This is a genomic window from Nocardiopsis halotolerans DSM 44410 (assembly GCF_000341065.1).
In the GTDB taxonomy this organism is placed as follows: domain Bacteria; phylum Actinomycetota; class Actinomycetes; order Streptosporangiales; family Streptosporangiaceae; genus Nocardiopsis; species Nocardiopsis halotolerans.
This window is the reverse complement of record NZ_ANAX01000016.1, coordinates 22,115-32,902: the sequence shown is the minus strand read 5'-3', so window position 1 is coordinate 32,902 and position 10,788 is coordinate 22,115. Positions and strand designations below refer to the sequence as shown.

The 10,788-nt window shown below is 70.0% G+C and carries 14 protein-coding genes; 9 read left to right on the top strand and 5 right to left on the bottom strand.

The window, feature by feature from the left end; all coding sequences use genetic code 11:
- Positions 1-120 precede the first annotated feature (120 nt).
- Positions 121-639: a hypothetical protein gene (locus D455_RS0101090; RefSeq protein WP_026122198.1), complete on the bottom strand. Its 519-nt coding sequence runs from the start codon at positions 637-639 to the stop codon at positions 121-123.
- Positions 640-1,312: 673 nt separating this feature from the next.
- Between D455_RS0101090 and D455_RS0101085 the strand changes: the two genes are divergently transcribed.
- From D455_RS0101085 to D455_RS32020, 3 genes are all read left to right on the top strand, one after another.
- Positions 1,313-3,004 carry an ABC-F family ATP-binding cassette domain-containing protein gene (locus D455_RS0101085; protein WP_017568914.1) on the top strand — a complete coding sequence of 564 codons (1,692 nt, stop codon included), beginning with the start codon at positions 1,313-1,315 and terminating at the stop codon, positions 3,002-3,004.
- 260 nt (positions 3,005-3,264) lie between these two features.
- Positions 3,265-3,639, top strand: a complete 375-nt coding sequence (locus tag D455_RS0101080) for a cupin domain-containing protein (RefSeq protein ID WP_026122197.1) — start codon at positions 3,265-3,267, stop codon at positions 3,637-3,639.
- Positions 3,636-4,325, top strand: a complete 690-nt coding sequence (locus D455_RS32020; RefSeq protein WP_017568912.1) for a DUF2716 domain-containing protein — start codon at positions 3,636-3,638, stop codon at positions 4,323-4,325. The genes D455_RS0101080 and D455_RS32020 overlap by 4 nt, the downstream gene beginning before the upstream one ends.
- Before the next feature lie 27 nt (positions 4,326-4,352).
- Here the strand turns inward: D455_RS32020 and D455_RS32390 are convergent, their stop codons facing one another.
- Positions 4,353-4,631, bottom strand: coding sequence for a DUF397 domain-containing protein (locus tag D455_RS32390; RefSeq protein ID WP_083922089.1), 279 nt, complete (start codon positions 4,629-4,631; stop codon positions 4,353-4,355).
- Between D455_RS32390 and D455_RS34050 the strand changes: the two genes are divergently transcribed.
- From D455_RS34050 to D455_RS0101060, 3 genes are all read left to right on the top strand, one after another.
- On the top strand, positions 4,624-4,791 hold the full coding sequence (locus D455_RS34050) for a hypothetical protein (RefSeq protein WP_017568911.1): 168 nt from the start codon (positions 4,624-4,626) through the stop codon (positions 4,789-4,791). The genes D455_RS32390 and D455_RS34050 overlap by 8 nt on opposite strands.
- 114 nt (positions 4,792-4,905) lie before the next feature.
- The gene (locus tag D455_RS0101065; RefSeq protein ID WP_017568910.1) at positions 4,906-5,889 is read left to right on the top strand and encodes a hypothetical protein; all 984 of its coding nucleotides are present in this window, start codon (positions 4,906-4,908) and stop codon (positions 5,887-5,889) included.
- Positions 5,886-6,437 (top strand): hypothetical protein, encoded by a 552-nt coding sequence (locus tag D455_RS0101060; RefSeq protein ID WP_040684238.1) that lies wholly within the window; start codon positions 5,886-5,888, stop codon positions 6,435-6,437. Before D455_RS0101065 ends, D455_RS0101060 begins: the two co-directional genes overlap by 4 nt.
- A 96-nt stretch (positions 6,438-6,533) precedes the next feature.
- On the opposite strand, the gene D455_RS0101055 is transcribed toward D455_RS0101060, so the two are convergent.
- Entirely contained in the window at positions 6,534-6,944 is a 411-nt protein-coding gene (locus tag D455_RS0101055) for a DUF2000 family protein (protein ID WP_026122195.1), read from the bottom strand.
- A gap of 107 nt (positions 6,945-7,051) precedes the next feature.
- Here D455_RS0101055 and D455_RS0101050 point away from each other — a divergent pair, with 107 nt between their 5' ends.
- Positions 7,052-7,516 carry an Lrp/AsnC family transcriptional regulator gene (locus D455_RS0101050; protein WP_017568907.1) on the top strand — a complete coding sequence of 155 codons (465 nt, stop codon included), beginning with the start codon at positions 7,052-7,054 and terminating at the stop codon, positions 7,514-7,516.
- Between the two features lie 62 nt (positions 7,517-7,578).
- Entirely contained in the window at positions 7,579-7,752 is a 174-nt protein-coding gene (locus tag D455_RS34375; protein ID WP_017568906.1) for a hypothetical protein, read from the top strand.
- 201 nt (positions 7,753-7,953) lie between these two features.
- Here D455_RS34375 and D455_RS0101040 read toward each other — a convergent pair whose 3' ends face one another.
- Positions 7,954-8,493 carry a PadR family transcriptional regulator gene (locus D455_RS0101040; protein ID WP_026122193.1) on the bottom strand — a complete coding sequence of 180 codons (540 nt, stop codon included), beginning with the start codon at positions 8,491-8,493 and terminating at the stop codon, positions 7,954-7,956.
- A 144-nt stretch (positions 8,494-8,637) separates the two neighbouring features.
- Here D455_RS0101040 and D455_RS0101035 point away from each other — a divergent pair, with 144 nt between their 5' ends.
- Complete coding sequence (locus tag D455_RS0101035; RefSeq protein ID WP_017568904.1) at positions 8,638-9,780, top strand: serine hydrolase domain-containing protein; 1,143 nt, start codon at positions 8,638-8,640, stop codon at positions 9,778-9,780.
- Between the two features lie 162 nt (positions 9,781-9,942).
- Here the strand turns inward: D455_RS0101035 and D455_RS36070 are convergent, their stop codons facing one another.
- Positions 9,943-10,731, bottom strand: coding sequence for a hypothetical protein (locus D455_RS36070; protein WP_017568903.1), 789 nt, complete (start codon positions 10,729-10,731; stop codon positions 9,943-9,945).
- Positions 10,732-10,788: the final 57 nt, after the last annotated feature.

Here is a 10,788-nt window from a genome sequence, read left to right as displayed (position 1 = left end):
CGGGGGGCCCGCCGTGGCCTCACCACGGCCTCGGAGCGGCGGTCCGGAACGGGCAGGACGTCCTCACGGCGAACTCCGCGCCGGGAGGCGGACGGCGCCCGGCCCCGCCCTGCTCCGGCCTCAGGAGCGCAGGCAGAACAGGTTCTGGGCGTTCACCGGGGTGCAGTGCCACCCCAGCGCCCAGTAGCAGGCCCGTCCCTCCACGCCGAAGCACAGCCGCTCACCGTAGAAGCCGATCTTCAGGTCGGCCTTGGCCAGCAGGACGCTGGGGTGGATCTCGATGTAGGAGCTGACCGCCGAGAGGTTGACCTCGGCGTCGCCCATCTCCTTTCCGAAGACCACCGCGCTGACCCTGACGTGGGCGGACCAGTTCTCGCCGGTCGAGGCCGAGACCACGACCCGCAGCGACAGCACGCCCGGGACGATGGTCGCCTCGAAGGTCTTGCTGAAGTCGAAGTGGGGCGGGGCCGCGGCGCCCTCCTGCTCCTTGAGCTCCACCGGACGGGGGTTGCGCAGGTGCGCGGCCACGGCCTCGCGGTACTGGTTCTTGAGGCGATCGGGGTTGGCTTCGAGCTCCCTGGCCAGCACCTCCCAGTGCTCGTCGGGCAGGAATCCCATCTGGTCAGCGGGGACCGGCATGAGCACATCCTTTCTCTTCGTGACGGGCGTTTCCCGTGCCGAACCCATCCCCAAGCCAGTAATTCGGACACCAAATCGGCTACCTGGCATTCCAGCTGTTCAGGGGTATCTTTGGCCTTAAAAGATGACATGTCATTACGCGACGGACAGCATGTTCTACCGTGCAGGTAAGACCATCGACAGAGCCTGGAATTCCTGCCTAAACACTCTTATTCGTGGTTTTCAGAACCCGAATCCGTGGCATAAGGAACCCCTGTGATGAACCTCGATCCCGCCCCTCGGGTCACCCGCACGGGCGGTACACGCGGCACGAGGAGCGACCCAGAACACGAAAACGCCGCCCAGATCCCAGAACGGGCCAGGATCCGGCGCCTGCCGTGACCCCGGAGGGGAACGCTCTCGCTCAGACCAGCGCGCCCACGGGCCAGCCCCCCAAGCAGGCCTCTCGAACGGACCCCACCAACCCCCTCCGGCCCCACCGACCCGTTTGCTACCGTGAACGCGTGCATCTACCTCTGTACCTCTGATTCGAGTCCGAGCGCCCGCCCCACCCTCACGTGGCCGCGGGTGCCTGACGTATGCATCGACCCGCTCCGGGTCTTTTCCGTCAGCTCGAAGAGCTCCCGCGCACACCGCCGTGACCGCGCTGGGCGGAGCTCTGTTCGGAGGAACATTGGCCACCCTCAACCCCACACTCGTGCTGCCCGCCGGTGAGCGGGCACAACTGACCGCGAACGGCGTCCACATCGACCGCGGCGGCCGCACGGTCCTCTCCGACGTCGACATGACCGTCACACCACGCTCCCGCTGGGGGATCGTGGGCGAGAACGGCCGCGGCAAGTCCACACTGCTGCACATCCTCGCCGGTGCACTCGAACCCGACGCCGGAACCGTGCGGCGCATCGGCACCCTCGGCGTCGCCGAACAGGAGATGCGAGCGACCGAGGGCCGCACCGTCGGCGACCTGATCGACGTCGAACTCGCCGACACCCGCGCGGCCCTGGCCGCGCTCGACGCCAGCGCCGCACGGCTCGCCGACGGCGATCCCCAGACAGCAGAGGAGTACGCGGCGGCCCTGAACGCCGTCGAGGTCCTGGACGCCTGGGACGCCGACCGACGCGTCGACCTCGCCCTGGAGAACCTGGGCGCCGTCACCGACCGGTCACGGCCACTGGCCGAACTGTCGGTCGGACAGCGCTACCGCGTCCGGCTGGCCTGCCTGCTGGGCGCCTCGCACGACTTCCTTCTCCTGGACGAACCCACGAACCACCTCGACGCCGCCGGGCTCGACTTCCTGACCGACCGGCTGCGCAACCACAGCAACGGCGTGGTCCTCGTCAGCCACGACCGCGCCCTGCTCTCGGACGTGGCCACGACGATGCTCGACCTCGACCCGAGCCGCGACGGCGGACCCCGCGTCTACGGCGGAGGGTTCGCCGGTTACCAGGAAGGAAAGCGTGCCGAGCGCGAACGCTGGGCCGCCGAGTACGAGCAGCAGCAGGCCGAACACGCCCGCCTGACCCAGGACCTGTCCGAGGCGCAGAACCGGCTCGTCAGCGGCTGGCGCCCGGACAAGGGCACCGGCAAACACCAACGGGCGACCCGCGCGCCCGGGCTCGTCCGCGCCGTCCACCGGCGGCGCGACGACCTGGAGGCGCACGCGGTCACCATGCCGCCGCCTCCCATGCGGTTCCGGATGCCGGACCTGCCGGTGCTGCCCGGCGTGACCCTGCTCAGGGCCGACGAGGTCACCGTCGCGGGGCGCCTGGACCAGCCGGTCACGGTCGCCCTCGACTCCGGTTCGCGGCTGGTGGTCACCGGGGCCAACGGGGCGGGCAAGTCGACGCTGCTGTCGGTGCTCGCCGGGTGGATCGCCCCGACCGGCGGCGGCGTGCGCGCCGCGCGCACCGTCCGGGTGCGACTGCTGGCCCAGGAGTCACCGCAGGCGGACGCGCGGCCTGCACGGGAGGTGTTCGCCGCCCGCCTGGGCCGACTCGTCGGCCAGGGCGTGCTCAGGGAGAGCGAGGCGGTCTCGCTGAGTTCCCTGGGGCTGCTCTCGTCCGCCGACGCCAACAAGCCGTTGCGTGAGTTGTCCATGGGGCAGCAGCGCAGGCTGGATCTGGCCCTGGCGTTGGCATCGCGCCCGCACGTGCTGCTGCTGGACGAGCCGACGAACCACCTCTCGATCGCCCTCGTCGACGAGCTCACCGAGGGGCTCGGGGTCACCGGGGCGGCGGTGGTGATCGCCACCCACGACCGGCAGCTCCAGCGCGACGTCGCCTCCTGGGACCGGCTCTCGCTGGCTCCGAGAACGTCCGCGTCCGGGCTGGTCACCCAGTCGGCCTCACCGGAGTCCCGGGCATAACCGCCGAGAAGGCGGGGGAGTCCGTCTCGGGGTCCGCCCATGAGAACCGGGCCGACCGAGCCGGACAGGCTCGGTCGGCCCGATGCTGGGCCTTCCCCGCCCCGCGGCCGGAAGAGGACTGTCCAAGGCTCGCGGGACACGCTGGACACGTCGCCACCAGCGGATGCCTCAGCGAGCGGGAAAGCCGTGGGCGGCGCCTCGACGGTCGATTCGTCGGCGCGGACGCCTTCGTGGCCGGAGCAACTGCTAGCGTCCACCCGGTGGACAACGGTGTGTACGTGGGCAACGCTGGCAAGGACGCGGCACTGGACCGAGGGTGGCTCCTCGGACATTTCAAGGACGCTGACGATCCCCGACACAGCGAAGCAGTGGAGATCAAATGGGGAGTCCACCCCCGCGGAGACACGAGGAAGCAGTGGGTGAGGGGTGAGCAGCGGACCGCTCTCCTGGTACTCATCAGCGGGCGCTTCCGTGTCGAACTTCCCGACCGTGACCTCGTCCTGGAACAGCAGGGGGACTACGTCGTCTGGGGGCGCGGAACCGACCACTCCTGGACCGCGGAGGAGGAGTCGGTGGTGTTGACGGTCCGGTGGCCGTCCGTGCCGGGCTACGCGGTGACCGAGGTGCAGCCGTGACCAGCGAACACACGGCTACAGAAACCGGCGAACTACTGGCCGCCTACGACACCCGCGTACGCGGCCATGTTCCCGAGCACCCGCCGATCGGAACGGTCGTGGAGCGCGACGGGCCGCTGGTGAGCGTCCACCACGGCACACACGTGGTGATCGACCACACCGACACCACGGGCACCAACCTGGCCGATCTCGTCCAAGGCCAGCAGAAGGAAGCCGCCAGGAGGACGGAACCGGTCGAGTGGCGCCTCCACTCCCACGACAGCCCGGGCCTGGCCGCATCCCTGCTCGCGGCCGGATTCACCCCCGGGTGGGAACGCTCGGTCCTGGTCGCGCCGCTGGACGCCATCCCCGGGGTGCTCGCCCTCGCGCGCCCCGACGAGCTTCTGTACTGGCTGAACTGGAGTCACACGGGCTACCGGTTCGACCCACGCCGCGTCGGCGGACCCGGCCGCCCCGAGGTACCAGGCCAGGTCTTCCCCGATGGGGATTACTACGTCTACACCACTCGTGACCTACGACTGGGGACGTTCGGACACCCTTGGGAGAACACCCTGTGCGTGTTCGGCCGTGACCTGCTGGACCGTGTTGAGGACGGCATCACCGCGCTCCTGGGTGAACCCACCCGCAGGGACGGCCGCAACACGGGGCGCGTGTGGACCTTCGGCCCCGGGCCCGACCTTAGCTAGCGGCCACACCGGGGGAGAGGGCATTCGTTACTGGTGGAAGTCGAACTCGCCGGAGCGGACGCCCCGGGTGAAGGCCTCCCACTCATCGCGGGTATAGGTGATCGCGGCACCGCTGGGGAAGTGGCTGTGACGGACCGCGACCCGCCCCGAACCATCGTTGAGAGCACCGGCCTCGGCACAGCTACCACCCCGATCAGCGCTGAAGCCGCTGATGTGCCAGGTTCGGGCCTGGCACCGAAGGAAGGCCGCGCATGGACGCGAACAACCCCTTCGATCCGGCTCCCGTCGCGCGTTCCGTGTGGACACCCGGAACGAGGACACCGACGAGCTCGTGCACGCCTATCTCGGCGTGTTCCACCCGACCGGCGGGGGACCGGCCCGCACGGTCGACGGCTCGGGCATCCACTCCTTCGGCGACGCCGAGCGCTTCACCAGCCGCTTCAGCGGCGTCATCACCCGGTACTGACGTGACGCGCGGGCCGCCCGGACCTTCCCCCGGAACCCGGGCGGCCTTCGCGCGCACACCGACCGACGGCGCGTCATCGCAGGTCAAAACGGTCTCCTGACGCACGATGAAGACATGAGCGACCAAAGGGCACAGACTCCTGTCACACCCGACGGCCGTCTGGGAGAGGCCGACGCCCACCCCGGCTTCGCCGACCCGGACTACGTGCGCCGCCGCAACCGCATCACCGACCGGGCCGAGGGCCACCGGGTCGGCGACCCGTCACCGCACGTGGACTACACCGAGGCCGAGCACCAGACGTGGCGCACCGTACACAGCGCCCTGCTGCGGGCCCACGAGGGACGCGTGTGCAAGGATGTCGCCGAGGCCCGCGACCGGGCACCGATCCCCGACGACCACGTCCCCCAGCACGCCGAGGTCGGCGACCAGCTCAGGGCCCTGACCGGGTTCTCCTTCACCCTGGCGGGCGGCATCGTGCCCAACAAACGCTTTCTGGGCTCCATGGCGGGCGACCACTTCCACGCCGTGCAGTACGTGCGCCACCCGGCGATGCCGCTGTACACCCCCGAACCCGACGTCATCCACGACGTGTTCGGCCACGGCACCCACCTGACCTCGCCCTTCCTCGCCGACCTGTACCGCACGGTCGGCCGGGCCGCGGCCCGGGTGGACAGTGACGACGCCCTGGACCTGATCAGCCGCGTCTACTGGTACAGCCTCGAATACGGCGTCGCACTCGAACACGGCCAGGTCAGGGCCTACGGGGCCGCGCTGCTGTCGTCCTTCGGCGAGATCCTGCGCTACGAGCAGGCCGACATCCGCCCCTGGGACCTGCGCGAGATCACCACGCGCCCCTACCAGGTGGCCGGATACCAGCCGGTGCTCTACTCCGTGCGGAGCCTGGACCACCTCGCCGAGATCCTGCACGACTTCCTGGACGACTTCGACGAGGAGACCGGCGCCCGCCTGGGCCTGCCGCCCCTGGAGGAACGCGGCTTCATGGGCCGCCCCGACAACGCACCCGCCACGCCCAGGCCCCGCACCGAGGGAAAATCCGTCGCGCGAACCGCACGGCCGGACTACCGTGCGGGGACATGACCCGTAGACGATGGCGCACCCGGGAACTGGCCGAGACGATGGACCTCATCGGCGCGGAGACCGACCGGGCCTGGGTCCAGGCGTGCGCGGAGTGGGACGCCGAGCCGGGCGGTGACCGGGAGCACGACCTGGCCGAACTGGTGCTCTCCGACCCCGGCCAGTTCCCGTGGCGGGTGGTGGACGCGGCCATGGACCGCCTGGCGTGCCCCGAGTGCGGGCGGGCGCTGGGATCGGGGGACCTGGGCTGCGGGCCCTGCGACCTGGCCGACGGGCACCGGTACCTGGCTCGCGAACCCGACCGCCCGGCCGTGCCCCCGGGCAACGAGCACGCGATCCGGGTGGGTTCGGTGGTGGTGCGCCAGTGGTACCGGTACCCGCCCAGGGTGGTGTGCGGCTGGGAGCTGGGACTGCCCGACATCCACCGGGGCCTGCTGCCCACGGGCGCCCAGGCACGGGCGGCCAGGGCCCGGATCAACCGCCTCACCGAACAGCAGGTGCGCACGGTCGCCTCCCACGAGGAACTGGAGGCCCTCACCGGAGGTGCCTGACCGCCGCCGGGAGGGCGCGACCGCCGCGACCGCCCCCGGCGAAGAGCCGTGGGACCCCCGATCCCCACCTCACCCCGTCCCCGGAAACCACCCGCGTCAGCGCATCAACGCCAACTTCCCGGTGAGCCTGTTGACGTCCCTGCGCGGTCCGAGGACGGCCACGCCCACGTACTCCACGTCCTGTGGTTCGGTGGCCGCCAGGGCGTCCAGGTACTCCACGTAGTCGCGGGAGCGGCGGGCCACCTCGTTGAAGCCCACCACCGTCAACTCCCGCTCGTCGGCCCCGGCCTTGAGCTGACGCAGCTGTTCCCCGGAGGCCACCAGGGTCGGCACCGGGTGCGGGTTGAGCCCGGCGTGCACCCCGCCGCCCGCGTCCTTGCCGTCGGCGGCCAGCGAGTTCTCCAACCGTCCACCCAGCGCCAGGCCGAGCACCACCCCCGCGTTGGCGGCGAGCGCGGGCTCCAGGTCCTCGCGCAGGACGACGACGATCTTGGTGGACATCCCCATGATTACCCCGTTCATATGGCGTGTGAACGGTTCAGAAACTAGCCACAAGAACACGCATACAGCGTTGACGCCGAACACTATTCGGGCAGGCGCCTAGGCTGGGGGACATGGACGAACTTGATTCGGCGATCGTGCGCGAACTCCAACAGGACGCGCGGCAGACCAACCGAGCCCTGGCCCACAAACTCGGCGTGGCGCCCTCCACCTGTCTGGAACGCGTCCGCCTGCTGCACCAGCGCGGCGTCATCCGCGGCTACCACGCCGACATCGACCCGGCCGCGCTCAACCGCGAGGTGGAGGCGTTCGTCTCGGTGCAACTGCGTCCGCCCAGCCGCCAGGTCATCGAGGGCTTCAAGGCCGCCATGTTCGCCCTGCCCCAGGTACAGGCGGTCTACGTCGTTGCGGGGGAGCAGGACTTCCTGGTGCAGGTGTCGGTGCCCTCCCTGGACGCGCTGCACAGTTTCCTCATCGACCGGCTCACCCAACGCCGCGAGGTGGCGAGCTTTCGCAGCCAGATCATCTACGACAGCGCACGCAAGCACGTCGCCGCGCCCCTGGAGCCACCCCAGTAACCGGGAACCGCACGCGCCACCCCCACGTCCAAGAAACGACACGGCGCCACGGAAGGGGACACATGGACAAGAAGAAGAACAGCCTCGGCCTCGGACTGGCGCTCGGCCTCAGCTTCGGCGCCGCCTTCGGCGCGGCCATGGACAACGTGGCCCTCGGCGTGGCCCTGGGCCTGTGCTTCGGCCTCGCCCTCGGCGCGGCCACCGGCAGGCAGACCAAGGGTGAGAAGGGCCGGTAACCGGAAGGTCTCACGTACGGTTTCGGTCCTGGTTGCGCCCGTGACCCACGACACGTCCACGACGGGCGAACGGTGGAGGGACCGACCACCACGGGGATCCGCGATCGCGACCAGGACCAGGGCCCGGGACCCTCCACCGGGACGGACGGGGACGGCCGGATCGGAGCGCCGACGACCGGGGCGGCGGGCGCGTGCACGGAATCAACGGTCCGGCGTCTCGTGCCGGGCACCATGGTCGCGGAACCAGTCGAGCATGAAGCGGTGTGCGGCTATGCCGTAGTCGAGCGCCGCGCGCTGGTGGGTGACCAGGTCCCGGTGCTCCTCACCAACGTCCAGGGTGTCCAGGCGCCCCTCCAGATCCGTCAGAGCGGCGAGGTCGGCCTCGATGCGCGCCGTGATGCGGTGCAGCACCCCCGCGCGTTCGCCCGGCTCCAGCAGACCGAGGAAGTAGAGCCTGGACAGCGCCGCGGTCTCCAGGTCGGACCCGGTCGGATCCTGTGTCATCCACGCGCGGAACTCCTCACGACCGGAGCCGGTCGGGCGGTACACCTTCCGCCCCCGTCCTTTGGCCTCGACGCTGGCCACCTCGATGAACCCCCTCGCCAGCAGGGTGTCCAGCGCGCGTTTGATGCTGCCGGAGCTGGCGCTGTAGAAGAGCGCGACGCCGGACTCGAACCCCTTGATGAGGTCGTAGAAGCTCTGCGGGGCGATCAGGAGCAGACCGAGGATCACATGCAGCATGGTCCGAGTCTAGACCGTCACCTCTCATAGATACGTCTACTAGACATATAGAATCGTCGGGCCCTCCCCTTCCGTCGACAGGCCCAACCGGTGCGGGCGTGGCGACGGACCCCGCCGAGGGAACACAGCCAAGGGAGCACCCACGTGACACCGCCGCCCGCCGTGACCCACGCCCACGACAACCGCGTTCCCGCCCGCGTCGACACACAACTGACGGACCTGCTGAGAAACCTCGTCGCACGACGCGACCTACACCACGCCAACCTCGCCGTCATCAGCGGCGACGGAAGACGGCGCTGGTCCGCCGCGGCCGGGCCCGCCGGTGCCGACGGCCACCCGCCGCACCCCGACACCCCGTTCTTCATCGCGAGCGTCACCAAGCGCTTCATCATCACCCTGGTGCTCCAAGCGCACGAGCGCGGCGAACTCGAACTGGACGCACCCATCACCAGCTACCTGCCCGAGCGGGTGACCGCCGGGCTCCATGTCCTCGGGGGGACCGACCACACGCCCGCGATCACGGTGCGCCACCTGGCGAGCCACACCTCCGGCCTGCCCGACCACTTCGAGAAACGCCGTGGGGGCCCCAGCCTGTACGAGCACCTCACCGCCGGTCAGGACCTGTCCTGGACCTTCGAGGACACACTACGCACCACACGCGAGCGGCAGCGCCCCCACTTCGAGCCGCAGGACCTCAGCGCCACCCGGCAAAAGGCCCGCTACTCCGACACCGGCTTCCAACTGCTCATCCGCATCGTGGAGACGACGACGGGCCGACCGTTCACCGACCTGCTGACCGCGAGGATCCTCGACCCACTCGGTCTGACGCGCACCTGGCTCCCCGGGCACCGCCCGCCGGACCCGACCACCGCGACGCCCTCACCGCTGTACACCAGACAGCGCCGCGTCGAGCTGTCCTCGCTGATCGAATCCAGCAATGACCTGTTCAGCACCCCCGGCGACCTCGTCGCCTTCCAACGGGCGCTGCTCGACGGCGCACTCTTCGACGAGACCCGTACAGCAGAGCTGCTCACCGAGCGGCGCAACCGGCTGCGCAACATCCCCATACTCCGCTACGGGCTGGGCACCATGTTCTTCAGGGTCTCCCGGCTCATGTCACCGAGGCACCGCCCCGTCACACTCGTCGGCCATTCGGGAGCCACCGGAACCTGGCTCTTCCACTGTCCCGAAGCCGATCTGCACGTGGTCGGCACCGTCGACCAGACCAGGGGGCAGGCCCTCCCCTTCCGGCTCATGGCGCGGTGCCTGGACGCCTGGCGAACGTGAGGGCCCACAGCCGGGGACTGAACGTCTACCGACGCCCGTCACGGGTCGGGTACCGCGACGACAGGTGGAGGCCGGTGACCGGGCGTCCGGTCACCGGCCTCCACCGGTGGGGCGTGCGGGAGCGGGGACCGCACGCTGCGCTGTCCGTGCTGGGGTGGTGCTTTACCAGAGGTGGTCGACGATGACCTCGGCGTCCTCGGCCTGGTACTGGTAGCGGTCGGGGAAGGCCGAGCGCTGTGTTCCCTGGGCGACGTCACCGATCGGCGCGTCCTTCCACTCTCCGTCGGGGTAGACACGCTTCATCTCGTCGAAGAAGGCGTCGACGGCCCACGCGGGGTCGAGCCGCTGCTCCTGGGAGCCGTAGTGGTCGCGCTGCTGGAACAGGCCGACGCTGTCGCGGTCGCCCCAGTCGAGGTTGTCCAGGTGGGTCTCGACGATGGAGGTGGTGACCGCGATGGTGGCGGCGCGCTTGTCCATGTCGCGGTCCTTGGCGGCCTCGACCATCGCACGGGCGTGGGAGACGTGGTCGGCCGTCAGGTGGCCCGCCATGTCGTCGTTCAACTCGTCGTTGAGGTCCTCGGCGATCTCCTCGTCCGTGGGCGCCTCATCCTCGGTCTCCTCCTCCGGGGCGTCCTCGGACCCCTCGTCCCGGGCCCCCTCGGACTCCTCTGCCGAGGTCTCCTCCTCCGAGGCCTCCTCGGACTCCTCCTCCGGGGGCTCCTCCTCCGGGGCCTTCTCGGACTCCTCACCCCGAGCCCCTTCGGACTCCTCGTCGGTGTCGGCGTGCTCGTCGGAGTCGCCGTAGGAGACCGGCGTCACCTGCGTACTCTCGGAGGAGTCGAAGGAGTCGAAGGACTGGGACTCCACCTGGGCCTCCGCGGCGGCGGCGATGCCCGGACCGGCCAGGAGCAGCCCCGAAGCGAGCATGAGACCGGAGGTCGTGATAAACACGGGCTTTGGTATCGATTCAATAAAATTCACCCGTGCAACGTATGCGATGACCCTCCC